Source organism: Bradyrhizobium liaoningense (genome assembly GCF_018130825.1).
Lineage (GTDB): Bacteria > Pseudomonadota > Alphaproteobacteria > Rhizobiales > Xanthobacteraceae > Bradyrhizobium > Bradyrhizobium liaoningense_B.
In genome coordinates this window covers 235,797-258,002 of sequence record NZ_JAFCJS010000007.1, presented here as the reverse complement: position 1 = coordinate 258,002, position 22,206 = coordinate 235,797, and the positions used below count along the sequence as shown (strand labels likewise).

20 protein-coding genes and 2 riboswitches are annotated in these 22,206 nt (G+C 65.7%); of the genes, 10 read left to right on the top strand and 10 right to left on the bottom strand.

The genetic code is table 11. The annotated features are described in order from the left end of the window. Positions 1 to 4: 4 nt before the first annotated feature. The 3 genes from JQ603_RS28710 to JQ603_RS28700 are packed head-to-tail and all read right to left on the bottom strand — an operon-like array spanning position 5 to position 2,620. Complete coding sequence (locus JQ603_RS28710; RefSeq protein WP_212344311.1) at positions 5 to 781, bottom strand: ABC transporter ATP-binding protein; 777 nt, start codon at positions 779 to 781, stop codon at positions 5 to 7. Continuing rightward, positions 781 to 1,632 (bottom strand): ABC transporter permease, encoded by an 852-nt coding sequence (locus JQ603_RS28705; RefSeq protein ID WP_135170818.1) that lies wholly within the window; start codon positions 1,630 to 1,632, stop codon positions 781 to 783. Before JQ603_RS28705 ends, JQ603_RS28710 begins: the two co-directional genes overlap by 1 nt. Then, a complete protein-coding gene (locus tag JQ603_RS28700; RefSeq protein ID WP_212344308.1) occupies positions 1,616 to 2,620 on the bottom strand; it encodes an ABC transporter substrate-binding protein in 1,005 nt (334 codons plus the stop codon). Before JQ603_RS28700 ends, JQ603_RS28705 begins: the two co-directional genes overlap by 17 nt. A 129-nt stretch (positions 2,621 to 2,749) precedes the next feature. On the opposite strand from JQ603_RS28700, the gene JQ603_RS28695 reads away from it, so the two are divergent. Together JQ603_RS28695 and JQ603_RS28690 are read left to right on the top strand one after the other, a co-directional pair. Continuing rightward, complete coding sequence (locus JQ603_RS28695; protein ID WP_212344658.1) at positions 2,750 to 3,529, top strand: GntR family transcriptional regulator; 780 nt, start codon at positions 2,750 to 2,752, stop codon at positions 3,527 to 3,529. A gap of 2 nt (positions 3,530 to 3,531) precedes the next feature. Then, on the top strand, positions 3,532 to 4,281 hold the full coding sequence (locus JQ603_RS28690) for an aspartate/glutamate racemase family protein (protein ID WP_212344306.1): 750 nt from the start codon (positions 3,532 to 3,534) through the stop codon (positions 4,279 to 4,281). Here the strand turns inward: JQ603_RS28690 and JQ603_RS28685 are convergent, their stop codons facing one another. Then, a complete protein-coding gene (locus tag JQ603_RS28685; protein ID WP_212344298.1) occupies positions 4,282 to 5,670 on the bottom strand; it encodes an amidase in 1,389 nt (462 codons plus the stop codon). 88 nt (positions 5,671 to 5,758) lie between these two features. Here JQ603_RS28685 and JQ603_RS28680 point away from each other — a divergent pair, with 88 nt between their 5' ends. Genes JQ603_RS28680 through JQ603_RS28665 form a run of 4 tightly spaced genes read left to right on the top strand, consistent with a single transcriptional unit; the run spans position 5,759 to position 9,606 of the window. Beyond that, on the top strand, positions 5,759 to 6,853 hold the full coding sequence (locus JQ603_RS28680) for an ABC transporter ATP-binding protein (protein WP_212344296.1): 1,095 nt from the start codon (positions 5,759 to 5,761) through the stop codon (positions 6,851 to 6,853). A 24-nt stretch (positions 6,854 to 6,877) separates the two neighbouring features. Then, the gene (locus JQ603_RS28675; RefSeq protein ID WP_212344294.1) at positions 6,878 to 7,924 is read left to right on the top strand and encodes an ABC transporter substrate-binding protein; all 1,047 of its coding nucleotides are present in this window, start codon (positions 6,878 to 6,880) and stop codon (positions 7,922 to 7,924) included. Between the two features lie 3 nt (positions 7,925 to 7,927). Then, entirely contained in the window at positions 7,928 to 8,791 is an 864-nt protein-coding gene (locus JQ603_RS28670; RefSeq protein ID WP_212344292.1) for an ABC transporter permease, read from the top strand. Beyond that, on the top strand, positions 8,791 to 9,606 hold the full coding sequence (locus JQ603_RS28665; protein ID WP_212344288.1) for an ABC transporter permease: 816 nt from the start codon (positions 8,791 to 8,793) through the stop codon (positions 9,604 to 9,606). The genes JQ603_RS28670 and JQ603_RS28665 overlap by 1 nt, the downstream gene beginning before the upstream one ends. Positions 9,607 to 9,833: 227 nt before the next feature. On the opposite strand, the gene JQ603_RS28660 is transcribed toward JQ603_RS28665, so the two are convergent. After that, on the bottom strand, positions 9,834 to 10,169 hold the full coding sequence (locus JQ603_RS28660) for a hydroxyisourate hydrolase (protein ID WP_212344285.1): 336 nt from the start codon (positions 10,167 to 10,169) through the stop codon (positions 9,834 to 9,836). Between the two features lie 26 nt (positions 10,170 to 10,195). Here JQ603_RS28660 and JQ603_RS28655 point away from each other — a divergent pair, with 26 nt between their 5' ends. From JQ603_RS28655 to JQ603_RS28645, 3 genes are all read left to right on the top strand, one after another. Next, on the top strand, positions 10,196 to 11,392 hold the full coding sequence (locus tag JQ603_RS28655) for an MFS transporter (RefSeq protein WP_212344282.1): 1,197 nt from the start codon (positions 10,196 to 10,198) through the stop codon (positions 11,390 to 11,392). Further along, positions 11,373 to 12,737, top strand: a complete 1,365-nt coding sequence (locus tag JQ603_RS28650) for an amidase (RefSeq protein ID WP_212344278.1) — start codon at positions 11,373 to 11,375, stop codon at positions 12,735 to 12,737. The genes JQ603_RS28655 and JQ603_RS28650 overlap by 20 nt, the downstream gene beginning before the upstream one ends. Positions 12,738 to 12,979: 242 nt before the next feature. Next, positions 12,980 to 14,269, top strand: a complete 1,290-nt coding sequence (locus JQ603_RS28645) for a hypothetical protein (RefSeq protein ID WP_212344275.1) — start codon at positions 12,980 to 12,982, stop codon at positions 14,267 to 14,269. Between the two features lie 381 nt (positions 14,270 to 14,650). On the opposite strand, the gene JQ603_RS28640 is transcribed toward JQ603_RS28645, so the two are convergent. Next, positions 14,651 to 16,072 (bottom strand): PepSY domain-containing protein, encoded by a 1,422-nt coding sequence (locus tag JQ603_RS28640; protein ID WP_212344272.1) that lies wholly within the window; start codon positions 16,070 to 16,072, stop codon positions 14,651 to 14,653. A gap of 12 nt (positions 16,073 to 16,084) precedes the next feature. Further along, positions 16,085 to 18,439 (bottom strand): TonB-dependent receptor, encoded by a 2,355-nt coding sequence (locus tag JQ603_RS28635; RefSeq protein ID WP_212344268.1) that lies wholly within the window; start codon positions 18,437 to 18,439, stop codon positions 16,085 to 16,087. Positions 18,440 to 18,554: 115 nt separating this feature from the next. Beyond that, a riboswitch (cobalamin riboswitch) is annotated at positions 18,555 to 18,756 on the bottom strand. A gap of 72 nt (positions 18,757 to 18,828) precedes the next feature. Between JQ603_RS28635 and JQ603_RS28630 the strand changes: the two genes are divergently transcribed. Continuing rightward, positions 18,829 to 19,401 (top strand): histidine phosphatase family protein, encoded by a 573-nt coding sequence (locus tag JQ603_RS28630; RefSeq protein ID WP_212344266.1) that lies wholly within the window; start codon positions 18,829 to 18,831, stop codon positions 19,399 to 19,401. Here the strand turns inward: JQ603_RS28630 and cobT are convergent. Genes cobT through JQ603_RS28615 form a run of 3 tightly spaced genes read right to left on the bottom strand, consistent with a single transcriptional unit; the run spans position 19,394 to position 21,923 of the window. Continuing rightward, positions 19,394 to 20,446, bottom strand: a complete 1,053-nt coding sequence (cobT, locus tag JQ603_RS28625; RefSeq protein ID WP_212344264.1) for a nicotinate-nucleotide--dimethylbenzimidazole phosphoribosyltransferase — start codon at positions 20,444 to 20,446, stop codon at positions 19,394 to 19,396. The two genes, JQ603_RS28630 and cobT, sit on opposite strands and share 8 nt — an antisense overlap. 10 nt (positions 20,447 to 20,456) lie before the next feature. Continuing rightward, the gene (gene cobF, locus JQ603_RS28620) at positions 20,457 to 21,206 is read right to left on the bottom strand and encodes a precorrin-6A synthase (deacetylating) (RefSeq protein ID WP_212344261.1); all 750 of its coding nucleotides are present in this window, start codon (positions 21,204 to 21,206) and stop codon (positions 20,457 to 20,459) included. A 39-nt stretch (positions 21,207 to 21,245) separates the two neighbouring features. Beyond that, entirely contained in the window at positions 21,246 to 21,923 is a 678-nt protein-coding gene (locus tag JQ603_RS28615) for an energy-coupling factor ABC transporter permease (protein WP_212344257.1), read from the bottom strand. 37 nt (positions 21,924 to 21,960) lie between these two features. Then, positions 21,961 to 22,180, bottom strand: a riboswitch (cobalamin riboswitch). Positions 22,181 to 22,206: the final 26 nt, after the last annotated feature.

Sequence of the window (22,206 nt, the reverse complement as noted above, 5' to 3'; positions counted from 1 at the left end):
TACCTTACGACGCCTGCGCAAGGCGCGTCGACTCCTCCCGGATCAAAGCCAGGATGTGGCGCTTGGCGTCGTTGAATTCGGGGCTGGTGATGTCGCGCGGGCGCGGCAGGTCGAAATTGACGGCCTCGCGGATCCGGCCCGGCCGCCTGGTCATCACCACGATCTTGTTGCCGAGCACCAGCGCCTCGTCGACGCTGTGGGTGACGAACACGATGGTGGAGCGGCGCTTCTGCCAGATCGCGACCAGCTCCTCCTGCATTTCGAGCTTGGTCTGGGCGTCCAGCGCCGCGAACGGCTCGTCCATCAGGATCACGCTCGGGTTCATTAGCAGGGCGCGGGCGATGCCGACGCGCTGGTTCATGCCGCCGGACATCTCTGAAGGGTGGTGATGCTCGAAGCCGCGCAGGCCGACGAGATCGATGAACTCCATCGCCCTGTCGTAGCGTTCGGCCTTGGCGACGCCCTTGAGCTTGAGGTGGAAGGCGATGTTGTCGATCGCCGTCAGCCACGGCATCAGGGTCGGCTGCTGAAACACCACTCCGCGATCCGAGCCCGGCCGCTCCACCTGCTTGCCGTCCACCAGCGTACGGCCGCTTGTTGCCTGCTCGAATCCGGCGATGATGTTCAGCAGAGTCGACTTGCCGCAGCCGGACGGGCCGAGCAGGCAGACGAAATCATTGGCCTCGATGTCGAGATTGATGTTGTCCAGCGTCAAGAGGTCACGGCCGCGCCGCTTGTCGGAAAACACTTTGACGATGTTGCGAAGCTCGATTGCCGCCATCAGCCCGCCCTGCCCTGCACGGTGGTCGTCTGCTGCCAGCGCAGCGTGCGCGCCATGATCGCCTTGAGGCCAAGGTCGGAGAGATAGCCGAGCAGCCCGATCGAGATCATCGCGGCGAGCACGATGTCGTAGCGCAGGAAGTAGTAGGAATCCCACAAGACGTAGCCGAGGCCGCTCTTCACCGCGACCATCTCGGCCGTGACAGTCAGCATCCAGGCCGAGCCGACCGCGATGCGCAGGCCGGCGAAGATGGAAGGCAAAGCCGCCGGCAGCACGATATCGGTCAGCATCTGCCGGCCATTGGCGCCCATCATCGCGCCGGCGCGCACGAGATTATGGTCCACCGTCTTGACGCCATGGATGCTGTTCATCAGCACGGGAAAAAAGGCGCCGAGGAAGACGAGGAAGATCGCCGGCTTGTCGGCGATGCCGAACCAGATGATCGCGAGCGGAATCCAGGACACCGGCGGAATCGGACGCAGCATCTGCAGCGTCGGCTCCAGCGTCTTCTCGAACAGCCGCGACCAGCCGATGGCGACCCCGGCGAGGATGCCGAGCAGGCTGGCCAGCGCAAAGCCGCCGAACACGCGCAGCGCGCTGGCGAGCGCGTCGCGCAGCCAGTGCCCGGAATAGGTCTGCGTGGTCTCGTCGAAGCCGAACACCCAGTCGCCGAGCGCATGCAGCACCGCGCTCGGTGCCGGCAGCAGCGCGGGCGGCAGCATGCCGCTGCGGGCAAAGGCCTCCCAGCCCGCGATCAGCAGCGCGGGCACGACGAGGCGTTCGAGTCCCTGGAACGCCCGCGTCAGCCGAAACGCCGGTCTTGCGGGCGAGACGTCAGTAACCGAGGTCATTCCTAGCCTTTCCCGTGGCCTGCTCCAGGAACGAATAGTCCATGTTCTTCTCCGCGTCCGCGGAGACGTCCTTCGAGATGTATTTGAGGTCGCGCATCATCGCCGCGATCGCCAGCGTCTGCGAGCGATGGATCGCGGGATCGGGCGAGGCATTCTTCAGCGCCTCGGTCGCCACATTCTTGTCGAGGCCGGTGAGCTTGTTGATGACGTCGATCCACGGCGCCTTGTCGGCGATCAGCTTGTTGTCGAGCTCGACCACGGCGCTGACGACGCCCTGGACGCCGGCGCGCTGGCTCGCGATCACGTCGGAACGGGTGACGATCAGATTCGTGAGATTTCCGGCAGCCTGCTCATACGGCAGCACAAAATGCTTGCCGGCGCCGGCGAGGCGAATCTGCGAGGCGAACGGCTCGACCGAGCAGATCATGTCGACCTCGCCGCGCTGGAGCGCTGCGAGATGGTCGGACGGATTGGGAATGTTGATGAACTGGATGTCCTTGTTGGGATCGACGCCCTGCTTGAGGAACGCGCCGCGCATGTGGATGTCCTGCGCATTGCCGCGGGACGCCGCGAGCTTCAGCGGCTGGCCGTCGCTCTTCGCCTTCGCAACGGTCGTCTTGAAGGTGGCCCAGTCCTCAGGGGGCAGGCTCAGCTTCGCGGACGACAGACATTCCGAGCCGCCGTTGATCTGGCCCGAGACGGCGACGACGTCAAAACCTTTGTCGAGCGCGGTGATGTAGTGGAGATAGGTCACCTGCGCGATGTCGATGCTCTTCGACACCAGCGCGGTGAGCACGTCATTGCCCGAGTTGAAGCCGGTGGCCTCGACCTCGACACCCTTCGCCATGCCCGGGATCAGCGACATCGGCAGGCAGTGCGCGCATTTGGCGTAGCCGAGCTTGATCTTCGCGACTTGCGCCGAGGCGAGATCGCTTCCGCCAAGCACTGCCGCCATCACCACGAGGCCCAGTCGCAAACTCGTCCGCATCGCTTACTCCGTTTCGAAGGCGCGGGATCTCGCGCGTCGGAAACGATCATCCGCCGCCCTTCGCCGCGGCGCAATCCGGTTTTTGCATGCTGCATACAATTTGCGCTCTATGCCATTGTTTTCAGCGAGATACGTCGATATTTTGGGCAAGCCAAAGGGCCGGAAACGGCTAAGATCAACCCGAGAAGCGAGGCACGCGTGCAGCCAAAACCGGAAGCGCCGAAGGGACGAAAGTCGCCCAAACTCAAGCGGATGGGCCTGCATGAGCGCGCCGCCGCGCGGATGCGGACGATGATCATCCGCGGCGAGCTGCCGCCGGGATCGCAGACCCAGGAAACCAGACTGTCGAAGGAGCTCGGTGTGTCGCGCACCCCCTTGCGCGAGGCGATGAAGGTGCTCGCCGCCGAAGGATTGATCGAGCTTCGCCCCAACCGCAGCCCGCGCATTGCCGATATCGCGGTCGACGGCATCTCGGAATTGTTCGAGGCCCTCGCCGGCATCGAGCGGCTCGCCGCTGAGCTTGCCGCAGTGCGCGCCACCGAGCGCGACCTCGCGCGCTTGCGCACGCTCCAGACCCGCATGGAAGGTCATCACCGCAACGGCAAGCTCGACGACTATTTCGCCCTCAACGGCGAGATCCACAACACCATCGTCCGCATGGCGCGCAACACGCCGCTGCGCGAGGCGCACGAGACACTGATCTCCCGCGCCGAACGCGCACGTTATCTCGCGCTCGGCGCCGACAGGCGCTGGAGCAATTCGGTCGACGAGCACGCCGATATCCTGGCCGCGCTGGAGGCACGCAACGGCGAAGCGGCCGGCCGCCTGCTCGGCGCCCATGTCGCGCGGACCGGCACGGCGCTGCTCGAAGTGCTCGCCGCCTCAGAAGCCAAGCGGACGGCGGCATAGTCATGAAGCTGCTGCTGCTCAACCCCAACACCAGCACCGCCGTCACGCAGCTGATGCTGGGCGTCGGGCAGCGCGCGGCCTCATCGGGCACCGAGCTGATCCCCTGCACCGCGACCCGTGGCGTGCCCTATATCGCGACGCGCACGGAGGCGCAGATCGGCGGCGCCATCGCTCTGGAGATGCTGGCCGAGCAGCATCAGAAGGTCGACGCCGCGATCATCGCGGCGTTCGGTGATCCCGGCCTGTTCGCCGCGCGCGAAACGTTCGACATTCCCGTGGTCGGCATGGCGGAAGCGGCGATGCTGACGGCGTGCATGGCCGGGCGCCGCTTTGCCATCGTCACTTTTGCCCAGGCGCTGGGTCCCTGGTACGAGGAATGCGTCCGCGCCCACGGACTGTGGGAGCGCTGCGCCGGCATCCGCATGCTCGATACGCCGTTTCAGGCGATCTCCGAGGTCGGCACCGAGAAGGAGGATGTGCTGGTCGAGCTCGCCCAGCGCGCCATCGTCGAGGACGAGGCCGATGTGCTGATCTTTGCGGGCGCCCCGCTCTCGGGCCTCGCCGAGCGCGTCGCCGACCGGATCCCCGTCCCCGTGGTCGATCAGGTCATCGCCTCGGTGAAGCAGGCCGAAGCGCTTCATGCGCTGCGCCTGCGCAAGGCAACGGCGGGCACGTTCCGCCGGCCCGCTGCGAAACCGACCATCGGCCTTGCCGACGCGCTTGCCGCCCGGCTCGAGCATCGCGACAGCTGATCAGAGCGGCGGCCGGCGATGCGAAAAACCCAGTTCGTTCTCGAGGATACGGCCGAAGGCAAACAAGCGGGATTCGCATCCCGGCGGCGCGACGATCTGGATACCGAAGGGCAGCTCCTTCTCCCCTCGCGGCACCGGCAAAGTCAGGACCGGGAAACCAACCAGCGACACGATGAAGGTGACGGCGAGATAATCGATCGGCGTTTCCATCGCCGTCCCATCGATGGCGGTGACGTCACTGATCTCATTCGGCCAGGGAAAGACGGACGCGGCCGGTGCGACCAGGAAATCGGTGCGGCTGAACAGCTCGCGAAAGCTGCGGTAGATCGCGGTGCGGCGCCGTTCGGCGTTCAAATAGTCCTCCGCGGACAGGTTTGCGCCGGCCTCGATATTCCAGATCACCGTCGGCGTGAGCTCGGCGCGGCGCGTCCTCAGCAACTCGCCATAGCTGCTCGCGATGTGCGCGGCGCGCAGCGTGCGGAAGGTTTCGACCGCTCCGCCGCAATCGGGCGAGGACGGCACGACATCGGCAACGCGCGCGAGCGCCTCGCAAGCCGCACCGAAGCGCCCACGAACCTCGCGCGCAACCGTGGCGACGCCGAAATCGGGCGTGACAGCAATCCGGGGACGATCGGCGATGGGTCGATCATCACCGGCGCCGCCGAGCGAGAGTGGATCATCCGCATCGCTGCCGGCGCAAACCGACAGCGCGAATTCGAGATCGTCGACACTGCGCGCGAGGAAACCGTGGGTCGCGAGCATGTCCCAGCCGAGCGGCCGGCGCGGCGACGGGATGCGGCCTGGTGTCGGCCGGATCGAGGCGACGTCGCAGAAGCTGGCGGGCGTGCGTACCGAGCCGCCGAAATCGGTGCCGTGCGCCAGCGGCACCATGCCGGCCGCGACCGCGACGGCGGAGCCGCCGGACGATCCCCCGGAGGTCAGCGCGGGATCGAACGGATTGCGCGTCGGCCCGCGCAATCTGTTGGTACAGACCGCACCGAAGCCGAACTCCGGTGTGTTGGTCTTGCCCAAAATGATCGCGCCGGCGCGCCGCAGCCGCGCCACGACGAGATCGTCCTCGGCCGGAACGTGATCACGGAACAGCACGGATCCATAAGTCGTCGCAAGTCCCGCAGTGTCGGTGAGGTCCTTGATCGCGATGGGCACGCCATGCAGCGGACCGATCGGCGCCGGTGCCGCATCGCAGATCTGCGCGGCGCGGCGGGCGCCGTCCGCATCGACCGTCACGAATGCCGCCAATCGGGTGTCGAGGCTCGCAATCCGCGCAAGATGCGCCTCAACGGCCTCGCGCGAGGACACTTCGCCCCTCGCAATGGCGCGTGCAAGCCCTGTGGCCGTGAGGGCGCATATCGATCGGTCGGATGTCATGGGGTCACCATGCCAAAACGCTCGCCGAAAAGCGACAGGCGCGGGCACGAGACTTGCTTTCTCCTTTGGGGCAACGGGAGGCAATACCATGGCTGAAACGCAAGGCGGTCGATCGCTCGTCGTCGACGCGGTCACCCACCGGTATCCAAGTGGCGCGCTCGCGGTCGAGAACATCAATCTCGACATCAAGGGCGGCGAGATCATCGCCCTGCTCGGCCCGTCCGGCTGCGGCAAGACCACGCTCCTGCGCATCATCGCCGGCTTCATCGCGCAGACGCAAGGGCGGATCATCATCGGCGACGACATCGTCGATGCACTGCCGCCAAACAAGCGCGCGGTCGGCATCGTGTTCCAGAACTACGCGCTGTTTCCGCACCTGTCGATCAGCGAGAACGTCGCCTACGGCCTCGCCGCCCGCGGCGTCGACAAGGCCGCGCGCCAGCGCGAGGCGCAGCGGCTGCTGGAGCTGGTGCAGCTCCCGACCATGGCCGAGCGGCTGCCGCGGCAGCTCTCCGGCGGCCAGCAGCAGCGCGTTGCGCTCGCCCGCGCGCTCGCGATCAAGCCGTCGATCCTGCTGCTCGACGAGCCCTTCGCCGCGCTCGACAAGAATCTGCGGCTCGACATGCAGATCGAGGTCAAGCGGCTGCAACGCGTGTCCGGCATCACCACGCTGATCGTGACGCACGACCAGGAAGAAGCACTGTCGATGGCCGATCGTGTCGCCGTGCTGAGCCACGGCAAGCTCGAGCAGTTCGGCTCGCCGTCGGACGTCTACGACCGCCCGCAGACGCTGTTCGTCAACACTTTCGTCGGCTCCACCAACCGCATGCCGGGCGTCGTGGTCTCGGCGGACCGCACGGCGGCGAAGGTGCGGCTCGATGCCGGCGCGGAGATCATCGCGCGGCCTGCGGGCGGTACGCTCAGCGAAGGCGGCCGCGTCACCGTCTGCATCCGCCCCGAGCATCTGCAATTCGTCGGCGACGAGACCGGCTTTGCCGGCGTCGTCGGCATGTCGTTGCCGCTGGGCGCCACCGTCGTGCACGAGGTCACCACCGCCGACGGCTCCGGCGTCAAGGTCTCGCAGGCACGCATCGGCGAGACGCGCACGCTGGAGAATGGCGCCGCCGTGCGCCTTGCGCCGCTCGCGCCATCGCTCGCCAACGCCTTTCCCGCAACGCTTTAGATCCAGTCCAGAGGGGAGTTCGACATGATCATGAACCGCAGAAGCCTGCTAACCACGGCGCTCACACTCGGGGCCATGAAGGCGTTTCCGCGCCTGAGCTACGCCCAGGCCCGCCCGCTGGTGTTTGCGACCTTCACCGGAAGCTGGGAGGAAGCGCACAAGGCCGTGCTGGTGCCGGCGTTCCGGAAAGCCAATGCGGACGCCGCGATGGTGCTCGATCCCATGCTCTCGGTCGACCAGATCGCGAAGGTCAACGCCGCCAAGGCCAATCCGCCGATCGACGTCATGCTGCACGATCCCGGCCCCGCCCTCGTCGCCATCGGCCAGGATCTGGTCGAGCCTTATCCGGTCGAGAAGAGCGCCTATTACAAGGACCTGATCACTGAAGCGCAGGAGCCGATGGGCCCCGCCCCGTTCTTCCAGGTCGTCGGCCTCACCTACAATCCCGAAGCCGTCAAGACGCCGCCGACCTCGTGGGCCGATCTCTGGAAGCCCGAGTTCAAGGGCCGCGTCGGCATCACCAACCTCAACTCGACGCTCGGCACCGGCTGGCTGGTCGAGATCGCCAAGATGCGCGGCGGCTCGGAGGCCAATGTCGATCCCGGCTTCAAGGCGCTGGAGGAGCTCAAACCCAATCTCGCCGCCGTCGCCGCCAATCCCGGCGCGCTCGCGACCCTGTTCCAGCAGGGCCAGATCGACATCTCGCCCGGCAATTTCAACGCCATCCAGATCCTCAAAGCCCGCGGCGTGCCGGTCGAGTTCGTGGCGCCGAAGGAAGGCGCCATCGCCTTCAAGACCACGATCCACATCGTCAAGAACTCGCCCAACCGCGAGCTCGCCTTCAAGCTGATCGAGGCGGCGCTGACGCCGGAGGTGCAGACCACGCTGATGAACCCGCCCTACCTGATCGTGCCGACCAATTCCAAGGTGACGATGGGCGGCGAGATCGCGCGCGTGCTGGCCAAGGACACGGCCGAGCTGAAGAAGAAGTTCGTGTTCCAGGACTGGAAGAAGATCAACGAGCAGCGCTCGGCCTGGATCGAGCGCTTCAACCGCGAGATCAAGATCTAGATCATGGGCGCAGCACCGGCATCACGGGACGTCACGTCCTACGGAATGGGATTGGCAGCGCCGCTGGCGCTGTTCTTCCTGCTCTTCTTCGTCGCGCCGCTGCTGCAACTGCTCTGGCTCTCGCTGCACAACGACACGGCCGGGCTCCATTGGGGGCTCGGCCAGTACCTGCACTTCCTCACCGATCCCTTCAGCCTGGGCGTGCTCGGCTCAACGCTGCTGCTGGGCGCCGAGGTGACGGCGGTGTGCCTCGTGCTCGGCTTTCCCATCGCCTGGCTCTACCAGCGGGTCGGACCGAAGCTCCAGACCATCATTATCCTGATCGTGCTGCTGCCGCTTCTGACCAGCGTCGTGGTGCGCACCTTCGCCTGGATTGTCATCCTGGGGCGCCAAGGCATCATCAACGCGACGCTGCAATCCCTTGGCATCATCGATACGCCCTTAAAACTGCTCTACACCCAGTTCGGCGTGGTGATCGCGCTGGCGCAGGTGCAGATGCCCTTGATGACGCTGCCGCTGATCACCGCGCTCGGCCGCATCGATCCCAATCTCGACGATGCCTCCTGCTCGCTCGGCGCCGGAAGCTGGCGCACCTTCTTCCGGATCGTGCTGCCGCTGTCGCTGCCCGGCGTCATTGCCGGCTGCACGCTGACCTATGCCGCCGCCATCACCGCCTTCATCACCCAGTCGCTGGTCGGCGGCGGGCAGATGCTGTTCATGCCGATGTATCTCTACCAGCAGGCCTCGACCTTGCAGAACTGGCCGTTTGCGGCCGCGATCTCGATCATCTTCCTGCTCGCCGTGCTCGCGGTCGTCTCGGTCTTCACCACGCTCGGCCGCATGTCGCGCGGCTATGGAGGCGCATGATGAGCGGCCGCAAGCGCACTCTTGAAGCCATCAGCTTCGAGCTCGTGATGACCGTGATCGCGGTGATCGCGCTTGTCATCATCATCGCGCCGTCGCTCGTGGTTCTCATCGTCTCCTTCACCAGCGGCTTCTCGCTGCGCTTCCCGCCGCCGGGCTATTCGCTGCGCTGGTACGCCGAGCTCTGGAATGCCTGGCAGCTGCATTTCGCGGCCAAGAACAGCCTGATCGTGGCGCTGTGGGCGACCGGCCTGTCCGTCACCCTCGGCGTCGCCGCGGCGCTCGCGATCTCCAGGTCGCGGACGCTTTCGGCGCGGCTGCTCGATTCCCTCTTCATGTCGCCACTGGTGCTGCCGGCCCTGGCCTTCGGTCTGGCTGCCCTGATGCTGTTCTCGCTAGTGGGCCTGCCGGTATCGCCGCTGACGCTGGTGATCGGCCACACCGTGGTCTGCGTACCCTATGTCGTGCGCAACACGGTCGCAGCGCTCGCCCAGCTCGAGCCGACCCTGCTCGAAAGCTCGGCCGTGCTCGGCGCGAGCCGCCTCTACACATTCCGACGCATCGTGCTGCCGCTGATCCGGCCCGGCATCATCGCCGGCGCCTTCATCGCCTTCATGTCGTCCTTCGACAACGTGCCGGTGTCGCTGTTCCTGCGCGATGCCGCCACCGACATGCTGCCGATCCGGATGTGGCAGGATCTCGAAGGCAAGCTGGATGTCACCATCGCTGCGCTGTCGGGCGTGCTGATCATCGCCACCGTCGCGCTGGTCGCGGTGATGGAGCGCGTCACTGGGCTGTCGCGGCGACTGACGAACTAAGAGCTGATAGGCTGAGCCTCGCCGGGGAGGATTATCGCATATGAGTTAGTAAGGCCTGAGCAAGCGCCTCGTCCTTCGAGACGACCGCTCCGCGGTCTCCTCAGGATGAGGCTTGGCGGCAGTTTTGCCTGCCGAATTACCGCCACGTACTCCGTCCTCATCCTGAGGGCCCGCCGGAGGCGGGCGTCTCGAAGGATGGCCGCAGGCAAGCTTCCCGCCACGTTTTTCTAGGCTCCGCGGAACAGCGAATAACCCCAGCGCGTGAATTTCAGCGGCAGATGAAAATGCTCGTCAACGTTCTTGATGCGGAAGCGGAACGGCGTCACGGTCAGGAAGCCGCCTTGCTCGCCAAAGAACTCGCCGAGATGAAACAGCACCTCGTACTCTCCTGCCGTCACGCCCGCGCCTTGCGCAACGGAATGATCAAGCACGCCGTTGGCACCGAGCCGCCCGTCGGCGATGCGCTGGGAATCCGGATCGATCCGCCAGATCTCGACGCGCAGCCCCTGCGCGGGCCGTCCGCTCGCCACATCGACCGCGTGAATGGAAATGCCGCCTGCCACAATGTTCCTCCCATGAGCACGCCGCCATGGTAGACGGAAATACGGCCACTCGGCCAGCACCCGCGTTGCTGCCGGCCCTGGGGGCGATGACCGCGCTTCAGGCCCTCGTCGCGCTCGCCTTGTTCGCGCCCGGCGTGGTCGCGCCCCGCGCCCATATCGAGGTCTGGCAGCTCTCGATGTTCTCCTGCGCGGTGTTCGCGGTCGGCATCCCCGCATCGTTCTGGGGCGGCGGCTTCATCGCGCGCCTTGGCTCGCTGCGGATCGCAAGTCTCTGTGCGGCGGCCATCGTCGTCGGCATGGCGCTGGCTTCGCTCGGATCGAGCGCTGCCCTGCTGGCTGCGGGCCTCTGCCTCGGCCTCGCGATGGGGCCGGAGACGCCCGCAAGCGCAGCGCTGCTGGCGCGGCTCGTGACCGCCGAGCGCCGCGCCTTCGTGTTCTCGGTGCGCCAGACCGGCAACCAGATCGGCGCGGTCTGCGGCTCGCTGGCCCTGCCCGCGATCGCCATCGCGTTCGGGCCGTCCTGGTGCTATGCATTGGTGGGCGTCTGCGCGCTGCTCGCGATCGTGATGTTCGAATGGTTGCGGCCGGCCTATGCCGGCAAGGTCGCCCCGCCGCCCAAGCTCGATCTACGTGCCCGGCTGGCGCTGGTGACCGCGGACCGGCGGATCGCGATGCTGGCGCTGGCCTCGATGCCGTTCAGCGCGATGCAGGTGTCCCTCAACACGGTCTTCGTCACGCTCGGCACACGCGAGCTCGGCCTCAGCCATATCGAGGCCGGCATGGCGCTCGCCTGCGCGCAGGCCGGCGGCCTGGTCGGCCGTCTCGGCTGGGGCTATGTCGCGATGCGCCTCGACGCCTCCCGCGCCGTGCTCGTCGTCATCGGCCTCGGCATGGCCTTCTGTGCCGCGCTGCTGGGCCTTGATGGCGCATCGCTCGGCCGCAGCGAGCAATTCATCGTTGCCGCACTGTTCGGCCTGACGGCGTCGGGCTGGAACGGCGTCTTTATCGCCGAGATCGCCCGCCTGGCACCACAGGACCGGATCGGCGAGACCACCGGCGCAGTGCTGACCGCGTCCTATGCCGGCCTGCTGGCGGCGCCGGCGCTGGTGTCGATCTTCGATGGTGTGGCCGGCCTCGGCGCGGCGTTCTTTGCCCTGGCTTGCCTCGCCCTCTGTGGCACAGTGGCGCTGATCTGGGGAGGCCATGACAAAGCCAGCACATAGCGCCCGCGAGATCGCGTCCGATGTCGCGGCCGGACGGACCAGCGCCGGCGAGACCGCAAAGGCCGCGCTCGCACGGATCGAGGCAGCCAAGGCGTTGAATGCGGTCGTCACGATCGATCCCGAACGCACGCTCGCCGATGCCGCCGCGATCGATGCTCGCCTGCGCGCCGGCGAGACCATGCCGCTCGCCGGCGTCCCTGTTATCGTCAAGGACAACATCTGGGTCGGCGGCTGGCGCGTGACGCAGGGCTCGCGCCTGTTTGCCGATTTCATCGCGCCACGCGATGCCATTGCGGTCGAGCGCCTGCGCAAGGCCGCTGCTGTCATCGTCGGCATCGGTGCGACGTCGGAATTCGCCAGCAAGGGCGTCACCACCTCGCAGCTGTTCGGACCAACGCGGCATCCGCTCGATCCCGCGTTGACACCGGGCGGCTCATCGGGCGGCCCGGCCGCTGCGGTTGCGGCCGGCCTCGTGCCGCTCGCGATCGGCACCGATGCCGGCGGCTCCAGCCGCAGGCCGCCGGCCCATGTCGGCGTCGCCGGCTTCAAGCCGTCCTACGGCGCAATCCCCTATGGGCCCGGCTTCGCCGAACCGTTCTTCGGCCTCTCCGTGATCGCACCGATCGCCGCCGATGTCGCCGACATCGCGCTGGCGTTCGAGGCCATGGCCGGCATCGATCCGCGCGACCCGGATTCGGCCGTCATCTCACGCGAGGCCGACGACGTCGCCGGCCTTCGCATCGCCTTCTCGCCGCGCCTCGGGCTCGACGTTGCGGTCGACGACGTCGTCGCCAATGGACTCGTTTCCGTCATCGCCCGTCTCTCCGCCGCCGGCCTGCGCATCATGCAGCGCGATCCCGTCTGGCCGGCGGGCGCCACGGAAGAGGCGATCATGCCGCTTCAGCATGCCGGCCTCGCTGCACTCTATGGCGACACCTTCATCAAGGATGCGACTATCTTCGATCCCGACATCGCAAGGCAAATCGAGCGAGGACTGTCGTGGACGAGCACAGACGTTGGGGGAGCGTTGATCGCGAGCGCGGCGATCGCCAATGCCTTCGCGGCCTTCTTCACCGAGGTCGACCTGCTGCTCACGCCGACCGTCCCTTGTGTCGCCTGGCCGTTCACCCAGCTCGGGCCCGACACGATCGGCGGCCGCCCGGCGAGCCCGCGTGCGCATGCCGTGTTCACGCCGTTCGTCAATCATGCCCGCCTGCCCGCGATCTCGATCCCCTGCGGGACCGACGCAAACGGGCTTCCGTTCGGCCTCCAGATCATCGCCCGCCGCGGTCAGGACCGCACGCTGCTGCGCGCGGCGCGGCAGATCGAGGCGCAGTTGGCTTGATGGCAAGCCATTCATAATCGACAAGTTCGTGGCGCATGATTCGACCTTCAGTTTGGAAGCTTGAATCACACGGGTCTGGCCGGACGCAACGCTTCCGGACAGGCTCCGGTTGGACGCTTACGAGGTAGAAGCGGAACTCAGCCGGCTGACAATCTGCGCTGAAACCGTCGAAAATGACCCAAAGCGGAAGTCAACAAAGTTGCAGTTTGAGCAAACTGTGCCTTAACCTTCGGTTGCGTAAGTTGCGGTCGTCGATCGTGTTGCGTGTAGGGGAGAAGATTATCCCGGTCGCACGCTGGGCCGTCGTGATCAGTGGAACCCTTGAAGCGAGTATGAAGGCTAAGATAGCTCTCCTGTTCCTGGTCGGAGTGGTCGCATCTGTTGCGGCGATCGTTGCTGCGAAGCATTCACTGGTCATCCAAGCGCTTCGCGGCAACTGGGATTTTGTAAAATCTGTACAGCAGGAAACCGGGACCTACTATCGCCTGAAAGTAAAGCTTACCTATAAAGGCGAGCCGCAAGACTTCGATATCGTTGTCACTTGCGGGGGGCGTCAAATCAATTACGCGGATGGTAGTCGCACGTCAGAGCTTGGGGTTACGCCAAGCGTGTTCGGCCGGCGGATGAGTGATGGCAAGGGGCTCGTCCTTGTTCCGCCACAAGCCTGCCGCGGTGAGACAACTGAGAACGGCGGAGTTGCTAAGGACTTGTTACCGGCCGTCATCGTCTTTGATGATGCAGAGACGCTGGCGTTTGGCACGGCCTATATGTCGGACGATGCGTATGACAGTCCGCTATCAGTCTTGAGGTTTGGCGGCGCTACGATCGAACGCGCCGATCGTAAGGGATTTGATCAATTTCGTCGCGAGCAAGCCAATCTGATCACACGTTCTTCGTATTGGACGCGGACCGGCGCGGCGGCACTCAAGAGCCGCGGAATACCCGCAGCGCGTATTCCAATGGGAGTTGTCTGTTTTAGCTACGCCCGCTATCGGCTCTTCGGGCAAGGGAAAGACCGTGCGCATGAACTTTGGCCGGCCGAAAGGCCGCGGTTCTGGCTGCCCGCGACGCAGCACGATAGCGAGGCGATCCATCCATTCACTTACGGTCGGCCCGTACTGACCGATCATGATGGGGCGACGCCGTATCCGGCCAATCAAGTCATGCAGCATGAATTTGTGCCGACGTTAGGGATGCCCCGACGCGGTTTAGACCGACCTGAAAAGCACACGCGGTTCATTGCCCCTTCTTATTACCCCGATATTGGCGGCTGGATTGCCTTGCCGTGGCCCCAGACGCCGCGACACGAGCGGAGACTCTACTTCGAAATGGGCCGCATGTTGGTGCAAGTATCGATTTCCGCGACGGAGCAACTAGAGGATTTGGGTACTGCCGGCCTATGGTCTCGGAGTTCCCCACCGGCGTGGAGTATTCCGATCCCAACGCACATCCGTCCATTCCCTACATACGCTTGCCCCAGGTCAACTTCATCGACAGCATTGAGGTCTCCGGTCACTCAAACTGGGGGATGATGGGCCCACGAATGATCATCGAGCGCGATGAGTTCGTCTTTCGGGCGTTCACCTTCGGCCTTGCTACGTTGTGGGGCGATGTCTGAGGTGACTTGGGAAGTGTCTTCTTCTGCTTCTGGCCCATTGTGACATACTGCGCTGCCTCACGAACTTGGTCGCTATTGGAGCAACGCGGACGTAGTCACCAGTTACGTGGTGCCGCCGGACTCATAGGTAGACAGCGTAGCTTTGGGGCAACACATCAATTTCGGAATAATAGCAATATACCCCTGTTTTGCCCGACGGGTCAAATCGCGGCGATGCCCGCGTAAGCCGTTGATTCCATTATCACCGGCTACTGTGCATGGGGTTGTTTTCGCACTTTGTGTTTGTCGGGCGTCCCTAGCCGGCGAAAGACTGGCGCAACCGCCGCCAGCCGATGACAATTCCGGTGATCGAGAACACCAGCCCGAGCGCGCAGAGGCCGACGATCAGAATATCGCGGAGGCGCGGATGCGCCATGAGGAATGGAAAATCAAGCGTGTGGAGCGCGCCGTAGGCCCAGCGATAGGCCCGCCGCGAGGCATCCAGCCTTTGCAGCACACGGCCGTCGGCCGCGTCGATATCGAACCAGACATCGCCGCAGCGCGAGCGGTAGACGGGCGCCCCGGGGACGGCGGACTGTGCGGGATAGTCGTCGTTACCCGCGAGGATGGAGGGCGCGTCGCAGCCCGTCGCAAGCCGCATCGTCAGAGTCGCGATCTCCTGTGCGCTGAGGACCGGCGACTCCGCACCATCCGGCCGCACCACAACCTGCGTGTCGAGATCAATCCGCTCGCGTCGATAGAGCTTGCCGTCGAAAGCGAACCATTCGACTTCGCGGGTCAAGGACGAGATGGGATTCCGATCGGGTGACGGGACCATCGTCCAGTCCGGCGAAGCATTGATCACGCCGGCTTCAGCCGAGGTCAGCTGTCCGCGCGAGAACAGCCGGCCGTGATCCATGGAGAGCCATCCGCTGAAGATCCAGGTCAGCACGAAGACGGTCGCCACGAGGCCGATGACATGATGCAGGGCGTGCCAGCCGCGATACGGCGACGAGAGCTGGCGTCCCCGCATCTTCACACGCACGATCCCGAGCACCGCACCCAGCAAGGCTGCGAACAGGGCCAGCAGCGACAGCGTCCAGACTACGCGATCCCAGAGCTTCCAATTGCTTCTCAGGATCGTCGGATAGATCCAGTGCAGCACGCTGCCGGCGAGATTCCAGCCACGCTCGCTTCGCGTCGTATCCAGCACGACCTCGCCGGTGCGCGACGAGACGTAGACCTCCGTGCCGGCCGCATCGCCGAGAGCCACGCGTAACAAGGGCCGGTGTCGATCAAAGCCGTTCGGTACGCTCCATTGGTCGTAGTCGGCGTGCGCAACGACCGCCGCATGCGCGGCATCGAGCCCGCGTTGACGCGCATGCGCACCCGCGATGGCGAGCGCGACCTCGGGCAACCGCACTGAGGCATCCTGCCCGTCGGTCGCGCGAACGGCGCCGAGGCGCGAGGGCCCCGACACGATGTAGACCGGCCCATCGCTCCGCTGAATCAGGCGCAGTCGCGTAGCATCGACGATCCCGCTCGCGGTCATCGCATCGGCAACCGTCATGGTCGCCTGCGCGCGCCCCACCGGCGCCAGGCCGGCAACCCGCTCCGCTTCCGTCAGCGACGGAAACGGAGCGAAGTGCATCACGATTCCGGTCGCGAACCACATCGCGAACAGGAGACAGAACGCGACCCCGAGCCAGCGATGCAGCAGGATGATCGCGCCCATCATGCGGTCAGCGCCCTACCATTTGAACGCCGCCGAGATCTCGTAGGTGCGCGGTGCGCCCAAGAGGATCTGGTCGGGATAGAACGGATCACCCCAGATCGCGTAGCGCTTGTCGGTGAAGTTGCGTACCCGGAAGGTCAGGCGGGCCTGGTCGACCGCATTGAAGACGGTCTTCGGGATGTCGACGAAGGCATAGACGTCGCCGACCGTATAGGCGTTCATCGTCACGGTGTTGGCGTCGGTGTTGTAGCGATCGCCGACGTGACGGCCGACGATACCGAGCTCCACCGGCCACGGCGTGAAGAAGCGATACGACGCACCGGCATTGGCGACGATGCGCGGCACGTTCGGCGGCGTGTTGCCGGAGAACGAGCCGCCGGCGAAATTGTAGTCGGCATAGCGCGCATCGACATAGGCGATGTTGCCCCACAGCCGCAAAGGTTCGATCGGCCGCACCGCGGCGGCGAGCTCGACGCCCTTCGATTCCTGCCGCCCGGCGATGTTGAGCGCCTGCCCGCCGGCCGCCGCATAGACGTTCTTGCGCAGGATATCGTAGGCCGAGAACGACCACTCCGCCCTATTGTCCCAGAACAGATGCTTGACGCCGGTCTCGTAGGTGCGCGACGTCGTCAGGTCCAGCGGCTGGGTCGGCAGCAACAGGAAGATGTTGTTGGCGGAAACGTCGGCGCCGGTCGCATACTGGCTGAAGAAGGTCAGGCCGGGCACGGCCTCCCAGGTGTAGCCGATACGTCCCGTCACCGGCGCCCAGTCTTTCGTGAACGGGAAGCCCGCCTTCACCAGGCCGTTGACGTCGGTCGAGTTGCGGTCGAGCCCGATATGCTCGACGCGCAGCCCGCCGACCAGCGCGAAGCTGCGCGTCAGCTTGAGCCGGTCCTCGAACGACAGCGCCTCGTTGTCGATGCGCGCGGTCTGCTGCTGCGTCGTGAGCAGGCCGTAGAAGCCGCGGTCAGGATGGACCAGCGAAACGGAGTCGCCGGGGAAGTTTGCGGCGCCCGGCCTGACAAAATCGAGGTAGCTCGACGACAGCGTCGTGACCATCCGGTTGTCGAAGCCGGCGATGTTCGCATCCCATATCAGGTCGGTGATGTTGCCGACCAGCCGCTGGCTATGCGCAACATAGAAGCGCTCGCGATCGACCAGGTTCGTACCGGAGTTGAATGCCTCGACCTCGTTATTGAACCAGGTGCGCTCTGCGCCGTAGCCATAGGCCTGGCTCTTCAAGGTCAGGTCGGGCGCGAGCTTCAGTTCAAAGCCGCCGCGCAGCCAGACTTCCTGCCCCACGTTGCGGTTGTCGAGAACGTTGTAGTTGGTGTTGAAGGTTCGATCGTCGATGGTGACCGCACCGAGATTGGTTTTGTTGTAGTTCGAGATGTAATTGCCAGAGACGATCCCTGCCGTCGCGTGCGAACCGCTGAAGGCGACCGGCACCAGCGGCGCGCCCCAATAGGCCTTCCCGCGATCCTCGCGGTACTCGATCGCGCCCCAGACCTTGAGGCTGTCGGAGATGCGGTAGTTGAGCTGGCCGGAGACGTCGAGCGTCTTGGTATAGGTGTCGTCGACAAAACCGTTCAGCGAGGAGCGGCTGATGTCGAAGCGGTAGTCGAGGCCTTGAACGTTGGTGCTGCCGCCCGAGCCGTAATGCGCACGGAACGAATTCAGGGAGTCGTACGAGACGTCCGCTTCGTTCCGGATCGCTCCGGTGTGCGGTTGCTTGGTGACGAGGTTGATCGCGCCGCCGGCGGCGCCCTCGCCCGAGATCAGCGAGGCCGGACCCTTCAGGAATTCCACGGCTTCCAGGTTGGCCGTGTCCATGATCCGCGAGGTCATGTTCTGCGGGCCGATCTTGATGCCGTTGTAGAGCGTGTTGATCTGGCTGTTGGTGAAGCCGCGCATCGAGAAGCCCGCCGGCTCCCCCGGCGCGTCGCCGGAAGTCACGCCGACCGCTCCTTGCGCCACCTCGGACACGGTGCGATAGCCCTGCTCGCGCATGGTCTGGGCCGAGATGACTTCGACGGTCGCCGGTATCTCCCGCACGGTCAGCCCAAGCCGCGAGGCGCTTTCCGCCACCACATTGGTGTTGAGCGGCGTCTGCGCGGCTGCGGCCGGCACGGTGGGTTTTGGCGCGGCCGATGCCGCCGCAGGTCTGCGCGCTGCCGCGCGGCGCGTGCTCTGGGCTTCCCGGGCGGCCGGTTTGGCCGGCTTGCGAGATTGGGGCGATACCTCGATCGGCGGCAGGGCTTCGCGGGCCTGCTGCGCCAGCGCAGCAGGCACATCGAGAACGGCAAAGGACGTGAGCGCGGCAGAGGCAAGCAGGACGCTGCGCGGTCGTACGATACGGATGGAAGACACGGGTCTAGACCTCGGTATGACGTCAGTGGCACGTCACAGCGAACGAGGTCTCACCCCGGGCTTGTCAGCCCTACGATGAAGCCGAATGTCTGTACTCCCCGACCGACATCTTCGCGTGTGACCACGGCTGACGGCAGGTCTCCTGGCTCGCGGGTCACGACCGCTTCGTCGCCTTCCCGGGACCGAGGACCCAGTGGCTTCTGACGAAGGATTATCCGCTCACAGTTGCGGGGGCAGCCACGGCATTGGGGACAATTTCCCCGCACCGCATTCCCTTTTCATCCCCTCTCGGGGAAACCGTCGCGAGCATCTAGGATTACCAGCAAGACAGAGTCAATGTACCAGTTGCAGCGTTATTGCCACAGCGACCAACTTCCCTGGAGATAAGTATGGAAGGCCCGACCTTCCTCTGGCTGATCCGACATGCACCCGTCGACGGCGTCAAAGGGACGATCCATGCCGCCGATGCACCGGCGGACCTCACCGACCGCGCGCAACTGGAGGCGCTGCGGCCGCGCCTGCCGCGGGATGCTGCGAGCTATGCGAGCCCTGCGCGGCGCACGATCGAGACAGCGCGCGCGCTGGGGCTCGAACCGGTGTTGATGAGTGAATTCGGCGAGCAGGATTTCGGCGACTGGACCGGCCGGCGACATGACGAGCTCGCAGCGAGCGGCGGCGAAGCCTATGCGCAATTCTGGAGCGACCCTGCGCACCTGAGACCACCGGGCGGCGAGAGTTTTGGGGATCAGGTCGCGCGCGTCCGGCTGGGCCTGTCGCGGATCGGAGCCGGCTCCGCAACACTCGTCGTGCATTCCGGCACCATCCGTGCCGCGCTCTGCATCGCGCTCGATCTCACACCGGAAGCGGCATTGCGCTTCGTGATCGATCCGCTGTCGCTGACCCGGATCGACCGGCTCGCGGCCGGCTGGCGGGTGGTGTCCGTCAATCAGCGGGTCAGCTAGGTCTGTCAGGCACATTGGCCTGCGCGAAGGTCGCCATGCCGTTATGGAGCGCGCAGGCCGAGCGCACCAGCGGCAGAGCGATGGCGGCGCCCGATCCCTCCCCGAGCCTGAGATCGAGGCTGATCAGCGGCTGCACGTTCAATGCGCGCAGCACCAGCCGATGCCCCTGCTCCGCCGATTGATGCGAGGGCAGCAGGAATGGCTGGCACGACGGATTGAGCCGCACTGCCGCCAGCGCCGCGACCGACACGATGAAGCCGTCAATCAACACGGGGATGCGGCGCTGCGCGGCCGCAATGATGGCACCCGAGATCGCCGCGATCTCGAGGCCGCCGACGGCACACAGGATCGTTTCGGGCGACGCGCCCGCAACGCCATGACGCGCAATCGCCGCGTCGATCACGCGCGCCTTGTGCGCCCGGCCGGCCGCATCGACGCCGGTGCCGCTGCCCGCGATCTCCTCGGCGCTGATCCCGAGCAGGCTCGCGGCGATCGCCGCTGATGTCGTGGTGTTGCCGATGCCCATTTCGCCGAAGATCAGGAGATCAGGCTGGCCGGCCTCGGCACGCGCAACCGCGCGCTGGCCGGCTTCGAAGGCGAAGGCCAGCTCTGCAGGCGTGAGCGCAGCCTCGATGCTGAAATCGCGCGTGCCATTGCGCGGCTTGTCGGTGATGATATCAGGCATCGCCTCCTGCGCCAGCGTGCCGGCGTCGACGACTTCCAGGCGCGAGCCCAGCTCGCGCGCGAGCACCGAGATCGCAGCGCCGCCGGAGGCAAAATTCGCCATCATCGCGATGGTCACGGCTTGCGGATAGGCCGAGACGCCCTGCGCGACAATGCCGTGATCGCCGGCGAAGATGATGATCGGCACGCGCGCGGCGCGCGGCTGCTCGGTCGCTTGCAGGCCGGCGAGCTCGATCGCGAGTTGCTCGAGCCGGCCGAGCGCGCCGGTCGGCTTTGTCAGTTGCGCCTGCCGCGCGATCGCCGCGTCGCGATGGATCGCGGAGACATCGGGGCATTTCCGGGTGACCCAGTCGGGGAGCATGCTGCCTCGCTTACGGCCTGCGCTTGAGAATGTAGCTGTCCATGATCCAGCCATGCCGCTCGCGCGCCTCTTGCCGCGCGGTCACGATGCGCGAGCTCACGTCTGCGAGCCGACCGGACATGATGATCTGGTCGGGCATGCCGAGATAGGCGCCCCACCAGATATACAGCCCGGCCGGATCGAGCGACTGGAACGCGGTGCCGCCGTCGAGCATCACCACCACCGTGTCGACGCCCTGCGGCCAGCCGGCCTCGCGCAAGCGACGGCCTGTCGTGACCAGAAACGGCTCGCCGATGTCGTTGAGCGGCAGCGCATGCGCCGCACACAGCGCCTGGATCGAGGTGATGCCGGGAATGACGTCAATCTTCGGCAAGGGATTGAGCCGCCGCGCGATGCGCAGCGAAGAATCGTAGAGCGAGGGATCGCCCCAGATCAGCAGTGCGACCCTGCCGTCACCGACGAGATGGCTCGCGATCGTCTGCGACCAAGCGGCGGCCACGGCGTCGTGCCAATCGTCCACGCCCTTTCGGTAGTCAGCTTCGGTCGCGTCGCGCACCGGCAAATCGAACTCGGCAATGCGCGTCGTGTCGTTCGTGAGCACGTCAGTGCAGATCGTCCGCCTGAGATCGGCCAGATCGGATTTCGCGCTCCCCTTGCGCGGGATCAGGACGAGATCGGCCGCGTTGATGGCGTGGATCGCGGCGCGCGTGAGCTGCTCGGGATCGCCGCAACCGATGCCTATCAGGGAGAGTGTGAGCATCGGGCGTGTGGGGCGGCCATGACGGCCGCCCCTTGTCTCTTAAGCCGCGTTGTGCAGGCGCGGGGTGACGAGGCCGGGCGCGGTCACACCGCGCAGCGACTTCGCCAGCGCCAGCACGGCGAGATCGGCCAGCGGCTCGATCACGATGACGAGCGCGTAGGAGGCCGCGAAGGTCGCGATGTTGGCGAGGTTGCTCATGGCAAAGCCGGAGCCATAGAGCGCCCAGAACGCCACCCAGGCGATCACGCCGGCCTGATAGGTCGTCGAGAGCGCCAGCGCTTGCCGATACTTCAAATCGACATAGGCGGTGTTGCGCGAAATAATCCGCGTGGCGATCGCCTGGATCGCGAACAGCGGCACCAGAAGCGTGGTGACGTTCATGCCGTATTGCGGCAGGTCGGCCGGCTCGAAGAGCACGCCTTGAAGCAGCAGGCCCAATGCGAGGCCGAAGGCCGCGGGCGCCGCGCCGAACAGCAGGAATAGGGTCGAGCCGAGGATGAAGTGCACCTCGGAGACGCCGACCGGGAAGTGCGGCAGGATCTCGAAGAAGGTGAAGACGAGGCCGGTGGTGGCAAGCGTCCGCGCCGCGAACGACGTGATGCCCTGCTCGCGCACGGTCTCCGCCGCTAGCTTCAAGGCAACGCCGCCTGCGGCGATGCCGGTTGCGTAACTCAATACGAGCTTGGCGCCCGTCACGACGCCGGGTTCGATATGCATGGCTCAGTTCCTTCCTGCCGTCACACCCGACGGCCTTGGCCTCAAAACATGCACGGCCGGTCTCCTGGCTCGCGGTTCACTGGGGTTCTCCGGCCTTCCCGGACCTTGCGGCCCAGTGGCTGATCGGAGCCCCTCACCGCTTACAGTCGCGGGGGCGGCTGGGGTTTTGGGCGCCGCAACTGGGTCCGCCCATCCCCATTCCCGATTATGCTCCGGCGCTTTGCGCCGCGTCGAGCACCATGCCCCTCTTGTGTGCCCCTTTCGCATTGCAGGCGTCAAGGGC